Genomic DNA, 18237 nt, shown 5'->3' with positions numbered 1-18237 from the left:
ATGGAGCTCGACGTCCTCGGGATGCTGGACTCGCTGTGGCAGGTGATCGTCGTCGGCCTGCTGTTCGGTGCGGGACTGCCGTCGCTCTTCGCGCTCGGGATGCGCGCGCTCGCGGCGGTGCCCGCGGGCTACGTCGCGACCGATGACGCTCCCGCTCCGACGACGCGCTCCGGCCGGATCGGCGCGTGGGTGTGCTTCGGGCTCTGCGGCGCGATCGCGCTCTTCGGCGTCGTGGTCATCGTGTTCGGGAAGCAGATGTTCGGTGGCTGAGCTGAACGAGTACCCCGACGGCACTCCCATCGTCCGCCGCTTCGGGCTCGGCTCCGTCGTCGAGTGGCTGCGGCGCGGCTACGCCGAGGGCGTGCCGGCACAGGACTACGTGCCGCTTCTCGAGGTGCTGCACCGCAAGCTCACCGACGCGGAGGTCGACGCCGTCACGCGCGCGCTCATCGAGAGCGAGGGCGCGCCGTTCACGGCCGCCGACATCGCCGAGGCCACCCGCCGACGCGTGCTCGAGCATCCGGGCGATGACGACATCCACCGCGTCGCCGCGCGCCTCGCCGGCGCCGGCTGGCCGCTCGAGGGATTCGACCACCTCGACCTCTGACCGCTCGGCGGCCCGGTCGCGCCGGGCGCGCCCCATGCGACGCGCCGTAGGGTGGAGGCGTGAGCAGCATCGATCCGCGCACCGTTCCCCTCGACCCGATCTCGCGCGAGCGCCTCGCCGCGACGGGCCTCGACTACCGCAGCGTCGACCACGACGACCGCACGGCGTTCTCCCGGATGATCCAAGCCGTCTCGCGCGGCTTCCTCGGACCCGAGGTCGACGACTCCTACATCGACGAGCAGAAGCAGCTCGTGAGCACGTCCAATCGCTATGTCGCGGTGTTCGACGAGGGGGTCGCGCAGGAGGGCGTGCCCGTCGCCACCGTGCACTCCTGGGTCACCCCGCTGACGGTTCCGGGCGGCGAACTCGACATGTGGGCGATCAGCGGCGTGACGGTGAGCCCCACGCATCGCCGGCGGGGCGTGGCCCGCGCCATGCTGGAGGGCGAGCTGCGCGCGGCTGCGGGTGCGGGCCTGGCGATGGCCGGCCTCACCGCGACGGAGGCGACGATCTACGGGCGCTACGGCTTCGGCGCGGCCGTGCCGATGAGCCGCTGGACGATCGACACGCGTCGTGCCGGATGGGCCGGGTACGAGCCGGATGGCCGGGTCGAGTTCATCTCGCGCGAGCAGCTCGCCGACGACCTCGCCGCCGTGTACGAGCGCGGGCGCACGGCACGGCCGGGTGAGGTGGAGGGCTGGCCGCGCCGCTGGCGGCAGCACGCGGGCCTCGACGCTTCGACGAAGAACGGCGAGACCGTGCGCGGCGTGCGCTACCGCGACGCGGCCGGCGACGTGCGCGGAGCGATGGCCTACCGGATCGAGGAGGGCGAGGGGGACTTCCGCCCTTCGCAGCTGCAGGTCCGGCACCTCGCCGCGGAGACGCCGGAGGCGGCCGCCGCGCTCTGGCGCTTCGCGCTACAGCACGACCTCGTCGGCGAGGTCACCGCCAAGCTGCGTCCCGTCGACGACCCGGTGCGCTGGCTCGTGCGCGACGAGCGCGGCGCGACGCAGGTCGTCCACGACCACGGATGGCTGCGCATCCTCGACCTGCCCCGTGCGATCGCCGCGCGCACCTATTCCGCCCCGGCCACCGCCATCCTCGAAGTGGGCGACCCGCTCGGCCTCGCCGCAGGGACCTGGCGCATCGAGATCGACGCGGATGGCCGCGGCCACGCGGAGAGCGCGCCCGACGCGACGCCCGACCTGCGGCTCGGCGTGTCCGAGCTGTCGTCGGCGTACCTCGGCGGCGTGCCGCTCACGGGGCTCCGCGCGGCGGGACGCGTTCAGGGCGACGCGCAGGCGGCGGCCGCGCTCACCGCGGCGCTGCGGCCGGTCGAGGCGCCGGCCCTCACCATCTGGTACTGAACCCTCCCCACGACGAAGCGGCCGGCCATCCGAGGATGACCGGCCGCTTTCGCGCGGATGCGCTCAGGAGAGGGCGCGGGAGAGCAGGTCGGCCTGCTCGACCGCGTGCACCTTCGACGACCCGGTCGACGGCGCTGCGGCTGCCGGACGCGACACGACCGAGATCGAGCGGCCCAGGCGGCCGGCGATCTCGAGCGAGATGAACGGCCACGCGCCCTGGTTCTCGGGCTCGTCCTGCACCCAGACGACCTCGGCGTTCGGGTACTCCGCGAGGACGGCCTGCAGGGCCTCCACGGGGGCGGGGTAGAACTGCTCGAGGCGCACGAGCGCGATGGCCGGGTTCGGGCTCTTCTCCAGCTCGCCGCGCAGATCCCAGTGGATCTTGCCGGAGTGGAGGAGCACCTTCTTCACGCCCGCCTTGTCGATGCCGCGGTCATCGCCGATGACCGGCTCGAAGCGGCCCTGCGTGAACTCCGCGATGTCGCTCGTCGCGCCACGCAGACGCAGCATGGCCTTCGGCGTGAAGACCACCAGCGGACGCCGCGGACGCGCGTACGCCTGGCGGCGCAGCAGGTGGAAGTACGACGCGGGCGTCGACGGGCGCGCGACGGTCATGTTGTCCTGCGCGCACAGCTGCAGGAAGCGCTCGATGCGGGCCGAGGAGTGGTCGGGGCCCTGACCCTCGTAGCCGTGGGGGAGGAGGAGCACCACGCCCGACTCCTGGCCCCACTTCTGGTCGGCCGCCGAGATGTACTCGTCGATGACCGACTGCGCGCCGTTCACGAAGTCGCCGAACTGCGCCTCCCAGAGGGTGAGCGCCTCCTCGGCCTCGACCGAGTAGCCGTACTCGTACGCGAGGGCGGCGTACTCGCTGAGCAGCGAGTCGTACACCCAGAAGCGCCCCTGGCTCTCCGACAGGTTCACGAGCGGCAGCCACTCCTGGCCGTTCACGCGGTCGTGGAAGGCCGCGTGACGCTGCACGAACGTGCCGCGGCGCGAGTCCTGACCGGCCAGGCGCACGTTGGTGCCCTCGAGGAGGAGCGAGCCGAACGCGAGCAGCTCGCCGAACGCCCAGTCGACCTTGCCCTCACGGCTCATCTGCACGCGCTTGTCCAGCAGCTGCTGCAGCTTCTGGTGCACGGAGAAGCCCTCGGGCTTGTTCGCATGCGCGTCGCCGATCTGATGGATGACCTCGGCCGGCACACCCGTGACGTCGGGCTCGCCGACGACCGGCTCGGCCACCGCGTCGGGCGTGATCACCGGGTTCGCGCCGGTCTCCACCGCGTGCGTCTCGGCGAACGCGACCTCGAGCCGGTTCTGGAAGTCGGCCTTCGCCTGCTCGTACTCCTCCTCGGTGATGTCGCCGCGGCCGACGAGGGCCTCGGTGTACAGCCGGCGGACGGAGCGCTTGGCGCCGATGAGGTCGGTCATGAGCGGCTGCGTCATCGAGGGGTCGTCGCCCTCGTTGTGACCGCGTCGGCGGTAGCAGATGAGGTCGATGACGATGTCGCGGTGGAAGCGCTCGCGGTACTCGAAGGCGAGCTCGGCCGCGCGGACCACGGCCTCCGGGTCGTCGCCGTTCACGTGCAGGACCGGGGCCTGGATCGACTTCGCCACGTCGCTGGCGTAGTACGAGGTGCGCGAGTCCTGCGGGAGGGTCGTGAAGCCCACCTGGTTGTTGACCACGATGTGCACGGTGCCGCCAGTGCGGTACCCGCGCAGCTGCGACATCTGCAGCGTCTCGAAGACGACGCCCTGGCCCGCGAAAGCCGCGTCGCCGTGGACGAGGATCGGCAGCCACGCGAACGAGGCGATCGGCCCGCGGTCCTGCTTGGCGCGGGCGATGCCCTCCAGCACGCCGTCCACCGTCTCGAGGTGCGACGGGTTGGCCGCGAGCAGCACCTCGAGGCCGGACCCGCCATCCGAGGTGAACGTGCCGTGCGTGCCGAGGTGGTACTTCACGTCGCCCGAGCCGCGCTTGTTGCCCGGCAGCGCACCCTCGAACTCCTGGAAGACCTCGCCGTACGCCTTGCCGGCGATGTTCGTGAGCACGTTGAGCCGACCGCGGTGGGGCATGCCGATCGCGGCGCCCTCGAGGCCCGCGTCGGCGGCGCCCTGCAGGATGCGGTCGAGCAGCGGGATGAGCGACTCGCCGCCCTCGAGCGAGAAGCGCTTCTGGCCGACGTACTTGGTCTGCAGGAACGTCTCGAACGCCTCCGCCTCGTTGAGCTTGCGGAGGATCCGCAGCTGCTCGTCGTGGGCGGGCTTGACGTAGGGCACCTCGAGCTTGCGCTGGAACCACTCGCGCTGCTCGTGGTCGGCGATGTGCATGTACTCGACGCCGGTCGTGCGGCAGTACGAGTCGCGGAGCACTCCGAGGACGTCGCGGAGCTTCATCTGGCGGCGGCCGCCGAAGCCGTTCGTGACGAACTCGCGGTCGAGGTCCCAGAAGGACAGGCCGTGAGACTCGATCTCGAGGTCGTGGTGCTCGCGCTGGACGTACTCGAGCGGGTCGACGTCGGCCATGAGGTGGCCGCGCACGCGGTACGAGTTGATGATCTCCTGCACGCGGGCGGTCTTGTCGATCCGCTCGGAGAGGTCGACCGCGACGTCGGAGTTCCAGCGGATGGGCGCGTAGGGGATGCGCAGCGCCGCGAAGATCTCCTCATAGAAGTCGCGCTGGCCCAGCAGCAGCTCGTGCACCTTCTTGAGGAACTCGCCCGAGCCCGCACCCTGGATGACGCGGTGGTCGTAGGTGCTCGTGAGCGTGATCGTCTTGCCGATCGCGAGCTCGTTGAGCGTCCGCGCGCTCGCGCCCTGGAACTCGGCCGGGTACTCGAGGGCACCGGCGCCGATGATGGCACCCTGGCCCTTCATGAGGCGCGGCACGGAGTGGACCGTGCCAATGCCGCCGGGGTTCGTCAGCGAGATCGTCGTGCCGGCGAAGTCGGCGCCGGTGAGCTTGTTCGCGCGGGCGCGCTTGACGAGGTCCTCGTAGGCCGAGAGGTACTCGTTGAAGGTCAGGGTGTCGGCCTTCTTGATGCTCGGCACCATGAGCGCACGCGAGCCGTCGGGCCGCGGCAGGTCGATGGCGATGCCGAGGTTGATGTGCGCGGGGGCGACCACCGAGGGCTTGCCATCGATCTCGGCGTAGAAGACGTTCTGGCTCGGGAACTCCTTGAGCGCGCGGATGAGCGCCCAGCCGATGAGGTGCGTGAAGCTGACCTTGCCGCCGCGGGCGCGCGCCATGTGGTTGTTGATGACGATGCGGTTGTCGATCATCAGCTTCGCGGGGATGGTCCGGACGCTGGTCGCGGTCGGGACGGTCAGCGACTCGTCCATGTTCTTCGCGAGCGTCTTGGTCATGCCCTTGAGGGCGGTGACCTTGTCGGACTCGGCCTCCGGCTGCGCCTCGGCGGACGGCTTCGACACCGGCTGGTCGGCGGGGATCGGCGCCGGGGCGGCGGGGCGGGCGGTGGTGCGCGCGACGGGCTGCTGGCCGATCACCGGGATGGGAGCGGTCGGCGGGTGCGCGGGGCCGTCGTTCGCGGTCGCGAGCGGCTGCGACTTCGCGCCGGCGGCGCCGTACGCCTCCAGGATCGGCCACCACTCCTTGTCGACCGCGTTGCGGTCGACCTTGAACTGCTCATAGAGCTCTTCGACGAGCCACTCGTTGGCCCCGAACTCGCCCTCGCTCGATGTACCGACGCCCGTCAGATGGCTTGACACGGCAGGATCGCCCACTTTCGTCCCTGAATGGATAGCACGCGCTCCACTGCGGCAGAATCCCCCCGAACCGGACCTTCCAGAAGGTCGCTCCGCGCCGGGACGATGCGCGTACGTTCAGACATCCAGCCTAGACCACTCGACGCGCGCGGAGCCCGGACGGCGCCCAGCTGACGCGCCGGCGAGGGCCGGATGCCCGGCCGCGGCGCTAGCGTGGGCGGCATGGAATTCATCGGCGAGCCACCCACGGTCGACCTCACCTACTCCGACGTGTTCCTCGCCCCGCGGCGGTCGGGCATCACGAGCCGACTGCAGGTCGATCTCACCCCCGGCGACGGCACCCCCGCGACCATCCCGCTCGTCTCGAGCAACATGAACTCCGTGACCGGCCCCCGGCTCGCCGCCGCCCTGGCGCGTCGCGGCGGACTCGGCGTGCTCCCGCAGGACACCCCCCTGCAGATGCTGGACGAGGCCATCCGCTGGGTGAAGCGGCAGCCGGTGCCCTGGGAGACGCCGCTCATCCTGTCGCCGCAGACCTCCGTCGAGGGTGCGCGGCGGCTGCTGCCGGCGATCGCCGGACACGGCATCGTCGTGGGGCGCGAGCCCGAGCCGGACGGCACGATGCCGCACGTCTCCGACATCCGCGGCGTGCTGCCCGCCACCCGGCTCGCGACCGCGCTGCCCGACGCCGAGCTCGGCGACCTCGTGCGCGGCCCCGTCCCGTCGATCGACGCCGACGACGTCACCGACGCGCGGCACGCCTTCGACCTCCTCGTCGAGGCCGACGTCGAGATGATGACCGTGGTGAGCAAGGGGCGCCTCGTCGGCACCGCGACCCGGCGCGGCACGCTGCGCTCGACGCTGTACCGGCCGGCCGTCGACGCCTCCGGGCGGCTCGCGGTCGCCGCGGCGATCGGCATCAACGGCGACGTCGCGGCCAAGGCGCGCGCCCTCGTCGCCGCCGGCGTCGACGTGCTCGTCGTGGACACCGCGCACGGCCATCAGGAGTCGATGCTCGACGCGCTCCGCACCGTCTCCGGCCTCGGCCTCGACATTCCCCTCGTCGCGGGCAACATCGTCACCGCCGAGGGCGTGCACGATCTCGTGGAGGCGGGCGCGAGCATTCTCAAGGTCGGCGTCGGCCCAGGCGCCATGTGCACCACGCGCATGATGACCGCCGTCGGGCGTCCGCAGTTCTCGACCGTGCTGGAGACCGCCGCCGCCGCGCGCGAGCTCGGCGCGCACGTGTGGGCGGACGGCGGGGTGCGGTACCCGCGCGACGTCGCGCTCGCGCTCGCCGCGGGCGCGGCCAGCGTGATGATCGGCTCGTGGTTCGCGGGCACGATCGAGGCGCCGGGCCGCCTGGAGACCGACGAGAACGGCCGCCTCTTCAAGGAATCGTGGGGGATGGCCTCGGCCAAGGCCGTGCAGGAGCGCTTCGGACGACTCGACCCGTACGAGCGCGCCCGCAAGGAGCTCTTCGCCGAGGGGATCTCGTCGTCGCGCATCTATCTCGACCCGGAGCGCGCGGGCGTGGAGGACCTCGTCGACATGATCACGTCGGGCGTCCGCTCGTCGTTCACGTACGCCGGCGCGGCGAGCGTGCCGGAGTTCCACGAGCGCGCGCACGTGGGCCTGCAGTCCACCGCCGGGTACGAAGAGGGGAAGGCCCTCCCCGTCAGCTGGTGACCTCTTTTTCGCCGCCCCCGTGTCTCACTCCGGGTGGGAATGCGGGCGGTTTCCCCGCCGGGAGTGAGACATGGGGGCGTCCCGTGTCTCACTCCGGGTGGGAATGCGGGCGGTTTCCCCGCCGGGAGTGAGACACGGGGTGGCCGGGGGCGGGTCAGCGGCGGCGCGAGCGCTCGGTGGCGTCGTGCACCTCGCCGACGAGCTCCTCGATGATGTCCTCGAGGAAGAGGACGGCCGTGGTCGCGCCGCTCGCGTCCCGCACCCGGGCGAGATGACGACCCGCGCGACGCATGATCGCGAGCGCGTCCTCGAGGTCGGTCGACTCCTGAATCGGCACCATGGCGTGGATGCGCTTGGGCGGGATGGGCCGGGTGGCCTTCTCGTCGGCGCTGTCGCCGCCCGCCGCGCGCAGGATGTCCTTCAGGTGGACGTAGCCGACGGGCTCGCCGGCGTCGTCCACGATCACGTAGCGCGAGTAGCCGTGCTTCGCGACCGCGCGCTCGACTTCGTCGGGCGTGACCGTCTCGGGGAGCGTCACGATGCGCGAGAGCGGCACCGCGACATCCTTCGTCTTCTTGTCGGTGAACTCCACCGCCGCGGCGACGGTCCCTGCGGCGTCGTCGAGCACGCCCTCGCGGCGCGACTGCGCGACGATCGTCGCGACCTCGTCGAGCGTGAAGGTCGAGGCGGCCTCGTTCTTCGGCTCGACGCGGAACAGGCGCAGCACGGCGTTCGCGAGCCAGTTCAGCAGCCAGATGACGGGGTGGAACACCTTGGACACCCACACCAGCGGCGGGGCGAGAAGCAGCACCGCGCGGTCGGGCACCGAGAACGCGATGTTCTTCGCCACCATCTCGCCGAAGACGACGTGCAGGTAGGAGACGAACACGAGCGCGATGGCGAAGGCGATCGCGTCGACGAGCCCCTCGGCCATCCCGGTGAGCCCCAGCGGTTCGGCGACGAGGTGGTGCAGCGCCGGCTCCGAGACGTTCAGGATCAGCAGCGAGCAGATCGTGATGCCCAGCTGCGAGGTCGCGAGCATGAGCGTCGCGTGCTCCATGGCGTACAGCGCGGTCTTCGCCGACCGCTGGCCCTTCTCAGCCAGCGGCTCGATCTGCGAGCGTCGCGCCGAGATGACGGCGAACTCCGCGCCGACGAAGAAGGCGTTCGCCAGCAGCAGCACGACGAGCCACGCCAGGCCTGCCCAGTCGCTCACGAGCGTGCCTCCTCGTCGTCGGCGCCCTCGGGCAGCGGGTCGGGGGTGAAGCGGACGCGGTCGACGCGACGTCCGTCCATCCGCTCGACCGTCAGCGTGCCGTCGTCGACGCGCACGGTGTCGCCGAGCACGGGCACGCGCTCGAGCACGCTCATGATGTATCCGCCGATCGTGTCGTAGGCGTCGTCCTCCGGCACCTCGACGGCGGCGCGGTCGCGCAGCTCGTCCGGGCGCAGCTGGCCGGGGAAGGTCACGGAGTCGCGATGGCGCACGACCCCGGCGAGGCGTCGGTCGTGCTCATCCGAGACCTCGCCGACGATCTCCTCGACGAGGTCCTCGAGCGTGACGACGCCCGCGGTTCCGCCGTACTCGTCGACGACGATCGCCATCTGGTAGCCGCCCCCGCGGAGTTCCGCGATCAGGGCGTCGAGGTGCACCGTCTCCGGCACGCGCAGCGGCTCGTTCGAGAGCGCGGCGGCCGGCACGTCGGCGCGCCGGTCACGGGGCACGCTGACCGCGGCCTTGAGGTGCACGATGCCGACGATGTCGTCCATGGACTCGTCGTAGACGGGGAAGCGGCTGTGCCCGGTCTGCCGCGCGAGCTGGATGATCTCATCGGCGGAGTCGCCCGCGCCGATCGCATGCACGCGCGGCCTCGGAGTCATCACGTCGCCCGCGCTCAGGCGCGCGAACGTGAGGCTGCGGTCGAGAAGCGACGCGGTGTCCTCCTCGAGGACGCCGGCGAGCGCCGAGCGCCGCACGAGGCTGGAGAGCTCGTCGGCCGAGCGGGCGCCGGAGAGCTCCTCCTTCGGCTCGATGCCCATCGCGCGCAGCACCGCGTTGGCGCTGCCGTTGAGGAGGGTGATGATCGGGCGGAACACCGCCGTGAACCCGATCTGGAACGGGGCGACGAGCTTCGCGGTGCCGAGCGGCAGCGCGAGTGCGAAGTTCTTGGGCACGAGCTCGCCGAGGATCATCGACAGGACCGTCGCGACCGCCATGGCGACGACCGTCGCGATGGGCGCGACGGCGGCTTCGGCGAGGCCGGTGCCGAGGAGCACGGGGGCGAGGAGGTGCGAGAACGCCGGCTCGAGGGTGTATCCGGTGAGCAGCGTGGTCAGTGTGATGCCGAGCTGCGCACTCGAGAGGTGCGTCGAGGTGTGGCGCAGCGCGCGGATGGTGAGCGCGAGTCGCGACTCGCCGCGCGCCTGCCGGGCCTCGAGGTCGGCGCGGTCGAGGTTCACGAGCGAGAACTCGCTCGCGACGAACAGTCCGGTTCCGACAGTCAGGATGAGCCCCACGCCCAGGAAGACGTAATCCATCACTTCTCACCTCCGAGGGGCTCGGGGTGCGGGCAGTGGGGCGATCGTCTGTAACTCGGAGGGTCGTCCATTGTGCGCCTCATGATACGGCACGCCGCTCTGAGCGCGTGCGGGGAGTGGGTGGGGTGGATGCGGGATGGGGCCGCGACGGCCGTGTCTCAGTTGCTGCGGTTATCCGCTGGGTCTTGCCCGCCGGGAGTGAGACATGGGGATGGCCGTGTCTCAGTTGCTGTGGTTATCCGCTGGTCTTGCCCGCCGGGAGTGAGACATGAGTGTCCGGAGGCCGAGCGGATGGCGGGGGCCGGCAGGGCGCGACGCATCGCCCGCCTGCCGGCCCCGGCCCGCGAGTCAGCGACGGAGCTTCGACCACTCCCGGTGCGCGCGCAGGTACTGCGGCGGCCACAGCCCCTCCGGCGCCTCGCCCAGCTCGGACGCGGCGCGCAGGGCGAAGTGCGGGTCGCGGAGGAACTCGCGGCCCGCGAAGACGGCGTCCGCGTTGCCCTCGGCCAGCACGGCCTCCGCTTCCTCGCCCGTATTGATGATCCCGACGGCGGCCGTCGGCGCGCCCGTCACCTCGCGCACGCGCGCGGCGAGCGGCACCTGGTACCCCGGGCCCACCTCGATGCGCTGGTGCCGGACGAGACCGCTCGACGACACGTCGAAGAGGTCGGCGCCGGCCTCGAGCGCCCACTGCGCGACCGTCGCGACGTCGTCGACCTCGAGGCCCCCCGGCGCGGAGTCCGTGCCGGAGAAGCGCACGAACACCGGCAGCGCCTCGCCGACCTCGGTGCGCACCGCGCGGACGACGTCCAGCACGAGGCGCGCGCGGTTCTCGAGCGACCCGCCCCAGCCGTCCGACCGCTCATTCGAGAGCGGGGAGAGGAACTCGTGCAGCAGATACCCGTGCGCGGCGTGCACCTCGATCACGTCGAAGCCCGCGTCCACCGCGCGGCGTGCGGCGGCGCGGAAGTCCGCGACCACCTTCGCGATGCCGTCCTCATCGAGCTCCTGCGGCGTGGCGTAGCCCTCGAAGGCGATCGGCGAGGGCGCGACCGTCTGCCATCCGCCCTGGTCGAACGGCACGCTGCCGTCCTGGTTGGCGAACGGGCGCCACGTCGACGCCTTGCGTCCAGCATGAGCGAGCTGCACCCCGACGAGTGCGCCGCGCGCGTGCACCGAGGCGATGACGCCCGCCCACGCGTCGCGCTGCTCGTCGTTCCAGATGCCGGCGTCCTCCGGCGTGATGCGCCCCTCGGGCGACACGGCGGCCGCCTCACTCATCACGAGCCCGGCGCCGCCCGAGGCGAACTGCGCGAGGTGCACGTGGTGCCAGTCGTTCACGACCCCGTCCTCCGCGCTGTACATGCACATGGGCGACACCCACAGGCGGTTGCGGAACGTCGTCTCGCGGATGGTCAGGGGGCTGAACAGCTGGCTCAAGAGTTCTCCGTCTCCGGTGCGCCGTTTCATGGGCGTCGATGCGTTGCGCGAGTAGGGTGGCGGCATGCCGGGAGGACACGCATGGCACTCCGCTGAATGGACCGCCGAAGACGCCGCGGGCGTCCTCCGGGTGCCAACAGCCGCCGATCACAAGTATTCCCGCGGGGTCGTGGCGCTGCGGACGGGATCACTCGAATATCCGGGGGCGTCGGTGCTCTCGACCGAGGGCGCGTGGCGCACCGGCGTCGGCATGGTTCGGTGGGATGGCCCGGACGCGATCGCGGGACTGGTGCTGCAGCGACGCCCCGAGACCGTGCTCGGCGCAGGTCGCGCGGACGCATGGGTGCTGGGCTCCGGCATCGACGCGCGCACCCGCAGCCAGGACGACTCCATGCGCATGCGCAAGACGCTCCGCGACGGGTCAACGCCCGCGGTCGTCGACGCCGGCGCGCTGGACCTCGCCGCCGAGGCCTCGGTGCCGCTCATCGTGACACCGCATGAGGGGGAGCTGCGCGAGGTGCGCATCCCGCTCGGCTTCGGCATCGACGACGTCGACGAGGAGCCGCTCGCGCCGCGCCTGAGCGGCGACTTCCGCGAGCGCGTGCTCGTGGTGCGCGAGACCGCCGTCGCGCTCGGCGGCGTCGTGCTGCTGAAGGGCGCGACGACGATCGTCGCGACGCCCGGCGGCTGGTGGACGGCCGTCCGCTCCGGCACGCCGTGGCTGGCGGCGGCGGGCACCGGCGACGTGCTCGCGGGAGCCGCGGGAGCCATCCTCGCGAGCGTCGCGGCGGCGGCGCGCGTCGACGGGCGCGAGGTCGACGTCGAGGAGCTCGGGCCGGTCGCGGCGACCGCCGCGTGGCTTCACGGGACCGCGGGCCGCCTCGCCGCCGGCTCCGGCCATCCCATCACCGCCCTCGACGTGGCCGAGGCGCTGCCGAGGGCGTTCGCCGCCGCGACCGGTTCCTGAGCGGATGGCCCGAGCGCGCCTTCCGTAGGATGGGCGCGTGCCGAGGCGGATGCTGCTGTGGATCGCGTTCGCGATCGTGCACGTCTGGGTCGCCGCGGCCGGATGGTGGATGCCGAACCAGCCGATGGGCGACGTCCACCTCGTCTACGAGCCGTGGTCGACCCGGGCGCTCGCCGGGGGCGGCATCGTCGGCGTGACCGAGTCGTGGGTGTATCCGCAGCTGGCGCTCGTCCCCATGGTCATCGCGCACGCGCTGACCTGGGTCGGCGGATACGACCTCGCGTGGGCGCTGCTCGTCGCGCTGTGCGACGCCGTCGCGTTCTGGATGCTCGTCGGTCGCGGGCGCTCCCGCTCGCGTCGGGCTGCGGCCTGGTTCTGGCTGGCGTTCGCCGCGCTCCTCGGCCCGGTGGGGATGTACCGGATCGACGCGATCACGGTGCCGCTGGCGATCGTCGCGGTGCTGCTCCTCGCGCGGCGGCCCGCGCTCGCCGGAGCGCTCCTCACCGCGGGTGCCTGGATCAAGATCTGGCCGGCCGCGCTCGTGGCGGCCGCCGTGCTCGCGATGCGGCGCCGCCTGGCGGTCGTCGTCGGGGCGCTCGTCATGACCGCGCTCGTCGTGCTGCTCGTCGTCGCGGGCGGGGGAGCGCGGCACCTCCTCGGCTTCGTGACCATGCAGACCGGCCGCGGGCTGCAGCTCGAGGCCCCCGTCAGCACCTACTACCTCTGGGGTGCCGCGTTCGACCTGCCGGGATGGTGGGTGTTCTACGACCAGGACATCCTCACGTTCCAGGTCACCGGGCCGAACGTGGATGTCGTGATCGCTGCGATGACGCCGGTTCTCGCCGTCGTCGTCGCCGGGATCGCGGCCCTCGGCCTCATGCAGGCGGGCCGCGGCGCCGCCTTCCGCGCGCTCGTGCCGCCCCTCGGTCTCGCGCTCGTCGTGGCCCTCATGGTGTGCAACAAGGTCGGCTCGCCGCAGTTCCACGATTGGCTCATCGCGCCGCTCGTGCTGTGGGTCGTCGTCGACCGACGTCGCGCGCGCGGCCCCGCCCTGCTCGCCCTGACCTGCGCCGCCCTCACCCAGCTCGTCTACCCGCTGCTGTACCTGGGCGTGATGACCGCGGAGCCGGTCGCGGTGACGGCGCTGTCCCTGCGGAACGTGCTGCTCGTCGCGCTCCTCGCCTGGGCGGTCGCGCGCGTGGCGCGGGTGCCCGTGCGCGCCCGCGCACCCCGTGCGATCATCCCGACCTGACCATCCTTCGAAAGGGGAACCTCATGCTCGTGGCCTTCTCTGTAGCACCCTCCGGCAACGGCGACGCCGACGGATCCGTGCACGACGCGGTCGCCGCGGCCGTCACCGTCGTGCGGGAGTCGGGTCTCGCCCACCGCACCACCTCGATGTTCACGGAGATCGAGGGCGAGACCTGGGACGAGGTCATGGACGTCGTCCGCCGCGCGACCGAGGCCGTCATGCCGTTCGGGTCGCGGGTGTCGCTCGTGCTGAAGGCCGACATCCGCCCCGGCTACTCGGACGAGATCGACGGCAAGATCGAACGGCTCGAGAAGGCGATCGCCGAAGCCGAGGGCGACGCGGCCCTGTAGAATTCTGCGGTGAACACCTCGACCGCTACGTCGAGGGGTGCGGCGATGTGGGCGCTCCTCTCTCTCGCCATCGGCGCCTTCGGCATCGGCATGACCGAGTTCGTCTCGATGGGCCTGCTGCCGCAGATCGCCGGCGACCTCCTGCCGACCGTGTACGCGACGAGCCCGGAGGAGGCGGTCGCGCAGGCCGGCGTCCTCATCAGCCTCTACGCGCTGGGCGTCGTCGTCGGAGCCCCGACGATCGCCGCCTTCGTCTCGCGCTACCCACGGCACCGCGTGCTCATCGCGCTCGCGCTCGCGCTGCTGCTGTTCAACGCGCTCACGGTGGTCATGCCGACCTTCGAGCTCGTGGGGCTCGCGCGCTTCCTCTCCGGCCTTCCGCACGGCGCCTACTTCGGGATGGCCGCGGTCGCCGCCGCCGACCTGTTCGGCGCAGAGAAGCGCGGCCGGGCGATCTCCATCGTCATGAGCGGTCTCATGATCGCGAACGTGGTGGGCGTGCCCGGCGGCACGCTCCTCGGTCAGAACCTCGGCTGGCGCGCGGCCTACGTCATCGTGGCCGCGGTGTTCCTGCTCGCGCTGCTCATGATCGCCTTCTTCGTCCCGGCCCAGCCCGGTGACGCCGGCCGCACCGTGCGCCACGAGCTCGGGATCTTCCGCATCCCGCAGGTGTGGCTCACGGTGGCCATCGGCGCGATCGGGTTCGGTGCGTTCTTCGCCGTGTACAGCTACGTCGCGACGCTGGTGACCGAGGTCGCCGGGGCGGACGAGTGGGTCGTGCCGATCGCGCTCGTCGCCATCGGACTCGGCATGACGATCGGCAACCTGCTCGGCGGCGTGCTGGCCGACAAAAGCGTCCGCCGCACCCTCGTGTGGGGACTCGCCGCGATCGCCGCGAGCTCGGCCATCCTCGCCCTGCTCGCGCACACGACGGTGCCGCTCATCATCGGCCTGTTCGTCTTCGCGACGATCTCATCCACTGCGACGCCGACGGTGCAGCTGCGCCTCCTCGACGTCGCGCGCGACCACCAGGCTATCGGCGCGGCCCTCAACCACTCCGCGCTGAACATCGGCAACAGCCTCGGGGCTGCCCTCGGCGGGATGGTCATCGCCGTCGGCTGGGGCTACGTCGCGCCGGTCTGGGTCGGCGTCGCCCTGTCGCTGGTCGGCGTGGGCATCGCGCTGTTCGCCTTCGGGGCAGAGCGTCGGTCGGACGCGCGGAACTGCCGCGACCTCGCCGCCCGCGAGTTCTCACCTGAGGACACCGGCACCTCGCCCATCCCGACGCACTGACGCGGCGCACCCGAGCCAGCACCATCCGGCGCCCCGGCCCATACCGCGGGGGCCGCGGCACCGCTGGAATACAGTCGAAGCATGACGGTCGACCGATGCACCTGGGTGCGCGACGCCATCCGCCTGCTCGAGGCCGACGCGAATCGCAGCGCCGACACGCACCTGCACGTGTTCCCGCTGCCGCTGGAGTGGGGCGTCGACCTGTATCTGAAGGACGAGTCGGTGCATCCGACCGGGTCGCTGAAGCATCGGCTCGCGCGGTCGTTGATCCTGTACGGGCTCGTGAACGGGCGGATCGTCGAGGGCACCACGCTCGTCGAGGCCTCGAGCGGCTCGACCGCCGTGTCGGAGGCGTACTTCGCGCGCATGCTCGGCCTCGACTTCGTGACGGTGGTGCCGCGAGCGACCAGCCCCGAGAAGATCGAGCTCATCGAGTTCTACGGGGGTCGGTGCCACTACGTCGATGTGCCGGGGGAGATGTACGCGGAGGCCGAGCGCCTCGCAGCGGAGTCCGGCGGGCACTACCTCGACCAGTTCACGTACGCCGAGCGCGCGACGGACTGGCGCGGCAACAACAACATCGCCGAAAGCGTGTTTGATCAGCTCAGCGCCGAGCGGTTCCCCGTGCCGAGCTGGATCGTCGTGGGCGCCGGCACCGGCGGCACGAGCGCGACGTTCGGGCGCTACGTGCGGTACCGGCGCCATCCCACCCGCGTCGCGGTCGTCGACCCGGAGAACTCCGCGTTCTACGAGGCCTGGCGCACCGGCCGCTCCGACGTGGCCACGGGCATCCCCAGTCGCATCGAGGGGATCGGCCGACCGCGGGTGGAGCCGTCGTTCGTGCCGGGCGTGATCGACGAGGTGCTGCCGATCCCCGACGCGGCGTCGTTCGCGGCCATCCGCCTGCTGCGCGAGCGGACGCTGCACTGGGCCGGCGGCTCGACGGGAACCAACCTCGTCGGCGCCTTCCAGCTCATCGCACGGATGGTCGCGGCTGGCCAGCAGGGGAGCGTCGTCACGCTCATCTGCGACGGCGGCGCGCGCTACGCGCACACCTATCACGACGACGCATGGGTCGCCGCGCAGGGGCACGACATCGGCCAGCACCGCGAGCGGATGGATCGGTTCCTCGAGACCGGGGCGTGGTCCTGACGGCGCGACGTCTATGTCCTGGCTGTGAAGCGCGGCGCATCGCGCACCCGCCTCTCGCGCGCGCATAGCCTCGGGATATGGAAGCCATCTACACCACAGAAGCACTCGCCATCGGCGCCGGCCGCGACGGACAGGTCTCCGTCGCCGAGAGCCCCCTCTCCTTCGACCTCGCGAGCCCCAAGGCGCTCGGCGGGTCCGGCGAGGGCGCCAATCCCGAGCAGCTCTTCGCCGCCGGCTACGCCGCGTGCTTCCACTCCGCGCTGCAGGCCGTCGCCCGCAGCAAGAAGGTCGCCATCGACGGCTCGTCGGTCGGCGCGCGCGTCGGCATCGGCTCGAACGGCGAGGGCGGCTTCGAGCTCGCCGTCGAGCTCGAGGTCGTCATCCCCGACCTCGACGCCGAGACGGCCCAGTCGCTCGCCGACGCCGCACACCAGGTGTGCCCGTACTCGAACGCGACCCGCGGCAACATCGACGTGAAGGTCTCCGTCGGCGACGACTGACGCCCGCGCACGACGGCGCCCCATCCGGTATCGGTGGGGCGCCGTCGTGCGCGGATGGCCGGATCAGGCCGCGAAGAGTCGGCCCAGGTGATGGGCGACGGCCGCCGTCTCGATGAGGAAGCCGTCATGGCCGAAGTCGCTGTGCAGGACGACCGACTCCGCGCCATCCAGGGTGTTCGGCACGCTGCGCGCGATGCGGTGCTGGCCGTCGACGGGGAAGAGCCGGTCGCTGTCGCTCCCGAGCACGAGGGTCCTCGCCGTCACGCCGGCGAGGGCCTCCTCCACGCCACCGCGGTCACGGCCGACGTCGTGCGAGTCCATCGCCTCCACCAGGCGGATGTACGTGTTCGCGTCGAAGCGCCGCGTGAACTTGTTGCCGTGGAAGTCGAGGTACGACTCCACGGCGAAGCGCCCGCCGTGGCCCAGCGGACTCACGCCCGACTGCCACGACCGCTGGAACCGCTGATTGAGCTCGGTGGGACTGCGGTAGTTGAGCAGGGCCATCCGGCGGGCCAGCGCGAGACCGCGATGCGGGCCCTCGCCGGGAGCGGCGTCGTAGTACTCGCCGCCCGCGAAGCGCGGATCGATCTCGATGGCCTCGAGCTGCACGGAGTTCAGCGCGATCTGGTCGGCGGTGTTGATCGGCGGCGACGACAGGATCGCCAGGCGCTCCACCCGCTCCGGCGTGCCGACCGCCCACTCGAGCGCGTGCATGCCGCCCATGGAGCCGCCGACGACCGCGGCCCAGCGGTCGATGCCGAGCGCGTCGGCCAGTCGCACCTGCGCGGCCACCTGATCGCGGATGGTCAGATACGGGAATCGCGACCCCCACGCTTCGCCGTCCGGATGGATGCTCGCGGGCCCCGTCGACCCCTGGCATCCGCCCAGCACGTTCGGCGCGATGACGAACCAGCGATCCGTATCGATGGCGAGACCGGGTCCGACGAGCGCGTCCCACCATCCGGCGGTCGGATGTCCGGGGCCGGCCGGACCGCGGACGTGGCTGTCTCCGGTGAGCGCGTGGAGGATGAGCACGGCGTTGTCGCGCGCCGCGTTCAGCTCGCCCCAGCACTCGTAGGCGAGTCGGAAGCCCGGCAGCAGCGCGCCGCCCTCGGTGCGCATGGCGCCGAACGCCGCGAAGGAGCGGTCGCCGACGGGGTCGCCGTCACGCCAGGCGCCCGTCGCGGGCGGCCGACCGGCCATGGAGCGTGCGTCGGCTTCCGTGACGGGGGCCGACGGCACCGTGTCCTCGGAGATCTGCCAGTCCATCCGTCCATTCTCCCGTGCCCGCCGGCCGCTCCCCGCCACTGTTACGCGCGCCGCTGGTGGGGCGCTTCTCGGCAAGGGCGCGGGCTC

15 protein-coding genes are annotated in these 18237 nt (G+C 71.9%); 10 read left to right on the top strand and 5 right to left on the bottom strand.

The features are described 5' to 3' along the window. Genes QWJ90_RS11430 through QWJ90_RS11420 form a run of 3 tightly spaced genes read left to right on the top strand, consistent with a single transcriptional unit; the run spans position 1 to position 1974 of the window. Positions 1–270 (top strand): hypothetical protein, encoded by a 270-nt coding sequence (locus QWJ90_RS11430; RefSeq protein ID WP_290107966.1) that lies wholly within the window; start codon positions 1–3, stop codon positions 268–270. Beyond that, positions 263–607: a DUF3349 domain-containing protein gene (locus QWJ90_RS11425; protein WP_290107965.1), complete on the top strand. Its 345-nt coding sequence runs from the start codon at positions 263–265 to the stop codon at positions 605–607. Before QWJ90_RS11430 ends, QWJ90_RS11425 begins: the two co-directional genes overlap by 8 nt. 59 nt (positions 608–666) lie before the next feature. Then, entirely contained in the window at positions 667–1974 is a 1308-nt protein-coding gene (locus QWJ90_RS11420) for a GNAT family N-acetyltransferase (protein WP_290107964.1), read from the top strand. 63 nt (positions 1975–2037) lie between these two features. On the opposite strand, the gene QWJ90_RS11415 is transcribed toward QWJ90_RS11420, so the two are convergent. Then, on the bottom strand, positions 2038–5703 hold the full coding sequence (locus tag QWJ90_RS11415) for a multifunctional oxoglutarate decarboxylase/oxoglutarate dehydrogenase thiamine pyrophosphate-binding subunit/dihydrolipoyllysine-residue succinyltransferase subunit (protein WP_290107963.1): 3666 nt from the start codon (positions 5701–5703) through the stop codon (positions 2038–2040). A gap of 219 nt (positions 5704–5922) precedes the next feature. On the opposite strand from QWJ90_RS11415, the gene QWJ90_RS11410 reads away from it, so the two are divergent. Continuing rightward, positions 5923–7389 carry a GuaB1 family IMP dehydrogenase-related protein gene (locus tag QWJ90_RS11410; protein ID WP_290107962.1) on the top strand — a complete coding sequence of 489 codons (1467 nt, stop codon included), beginning with the start codon at positions 5923–5925 and terminating at the stop codon, positions 7387–7389. A 154-nt stretch (positions 7390–7543) separates the two neighbouring features. Here the strand turns inward: QWJ90_RS11410 and QWJ90_RS11405 are convergent, their stop codons facing one another. From QWJ90_RS11405 to QWJ90_RS11395, 3 genes are all read right to left on the bottom strand, one after another. Next, positions 7544–8605 carry a hemolysin family protein gene (locus QWJ90_RS11405; RefSeq protein WP_290107961.1) on the bottom strand — a complete coding sequence of 354 codons (1062 nt, stop codon included), beginning with the start codon at positions 8603–8605 and terminating at the stop codon, positions 7544–7546. Then, positions 8602–9927, bottom strand: coding sequence for a hemolysin family protein (locus QWJ90_RS11400; RefSeq protein WP_290107960.1), 1326 nt, complete (start codon positions 9925–9927; stop codon positions 8602–8604). The genes QWJ90_RS11405 and QWJ90_RS11400 overlap by 4 nt, the downstream gene beginning before the upstream one ends. 348 nt (positions 9928–10275) lie before the next feature. Continuing rightward, a complete protein-coding gene (locus tag QWJ90_RS11395) occupies positions 10276–11367 on the bottom strand; it encodes an NADH:flavin oxidoreductase/NADH oxidase (RefSeq protein WP_290107959.1) in 1092 nt (363 codons plus the stop codon). 64 nt (positions 11368–11431) lie between these two features. On the opposite strand from QWJ90_RS11395, the gene QWJ90_RS11390 reads away from it, so the two are divergent. From QWJ90_RS11390 to QWJ90_RS11365, 6 genes are all read left to right on the top strand, one after another. After that, entirely contained in the window at positions 11432–12334 is a 903-nt protein-coding gene (locus QWJ90_RS11390; protein WP_290107958.1) for an ADP-dependent NAD(P)H-hydrate dehydratase, read from the top strand. Positions 12335–12371: 37 nt separating this feature from the next. Further along, a complete protein-coding gene (locus tag QWJ90_RS11385) occupies positions 12372–13586 on the top strand; it encodes a glycosyltransferase 87 family protein (RefSeq protein ID WP_290107957.1) in 1215 nt (404 codons plus the stop codon). Positions 13587–13609: 23 nt separating this feature from the next. Then, positions 13610–13936: a thiamine-binding protein gene (locus QWJ90_RS11380; protein WP_290107956.1), complete on the top strand. Its 327-nt coding sequence runs from the start codon at positions 13610–13612 to the stop codon at positions 13934–13936. A gap of 9 nt (positions 13937–13945) precedes the next feature. Continuing rightward, positions 13946–15229, top strand: a complete 1284-nt coding sequence (locus QWJ90_RS11375; RefSeq protein WP_290107955.1) for an MFS transporter — start codon at positions 13946–13948, stop codon at positions 15227–15229. 81 nt (positions 15230–15310) lie between these two features. Beyond that, complete coding sequence (locus QWJ90_RS11370; protein ID WP_290107954.1) at positions 15311–16381, top strand: PLP-dependent cysteine synthase family protein; 1071 nt, start codon at positions 15311–15313, stop codon at positions 16379–16381. Between the two features lie 77 nt (positions 16382–16458). Next, a complete protein-coding gene (locus tag QWJ90_RS11365) occupies positions 16459–16881 on the top strand; it encodes an organic hydroperoxide resistance protein (RefSeq protein WP_290107953.1) in 423 nt (140 codons plus the stop codon). 63 nt (positions 16882–16944) lie between these two features. Here QWJ90_RS11365 and metX read toward each other — a convergent pair whose 3' ends face one another. After that, positions 16945–18150: a homoserine O-acetyltransferase MetX gene (gene metX, locus QWJ90_RS11360; protein WP_290107952.1), complete on the bottom strand. Its 1206-nt coding sequence runs from the start codon at positions 18148–18150 to the stop codon at positions 16945–16947. Positions 18151–18237: the final 87 nt, after the last annotated feature.

The sequence above is a fragment of the Microbacterium oryzae genome, assembly GCF_030406385.1.
GTDB classification, from domain to species: Bacteria; Actinomycetota; Actinomycetes; order Actinomycetales; family Microbacteriaceae; genus Microbacterium; species Microbacterium oryzae_A.
The sequence above is the reverse complement of the archived record's forward strand: the minus strand, read 5'-3'. Positions and strand labels throughout refer to the sequence as shown.

What these genes read in the sequence shown, in the direction of transcription:
- QWJ90_RS11430 (WP_290107966.1), top strand. Translation starts at nt 1, where the DNA reads ATGGAGCTCGACGTCCTCGGGATGCTGGACTCGCTGTGGCAGGTGATC.
- QWJ90_RS11410 (WP_290107962.1), top strand. Translation starts at nt 5,923, where the DNA reads ATGGAATTCATCGGCGAGCCACCCACGGTCGACCTCACCTACTCCGAC.
- QWJ90_RS11400 (WP_290107960.1), bottom strand. Translation starts at nt 9,927, where the DNA reads ATGGATTACGTCTTCCTGGGCGTGGGGCTCATCCTGACTGTCGGAACC.
- QWJ90_RS11390 (WP_290107958.1), top strand. Translation starts at nt 11,432, where the DNA reads ATGCCGGGAGGACACGCATGGCACTCCGCTGAATGGACCGCCGAAGAC.
- QWJ90_RS11380 (WP_290107956.1), top strand. Translation starts at nt 13,610, where the DNA reads ATGCTCGTGGCCTTCTCTGTAGCACCCTCCGGCAACGGCGACGCCGAC.
- QWJ90_RS11370 (WP_290107954.1), top strand. Translation starts at nt 15,311, where the DNA reads ATGACGGTCGACCGATGCACCTGGGTGCGCGACGCCATCCGCCTGCTC.
- QWJ90_RS11365 (WP_290107953.1), top strand. Translation starts at nt 16,459, where the DNA reads ATGGAAGCCATCTACACCACAGAAGCACTCGCCATCGGCGCCGGCCGC.
- metX (WP_290107952.1), bottom strand. Translation starts at nt 18,150, where the DNA reads ATGGACTGGCAGATCTCCGAGGACACGGTGCCGTCGGCCCCCGTCACG.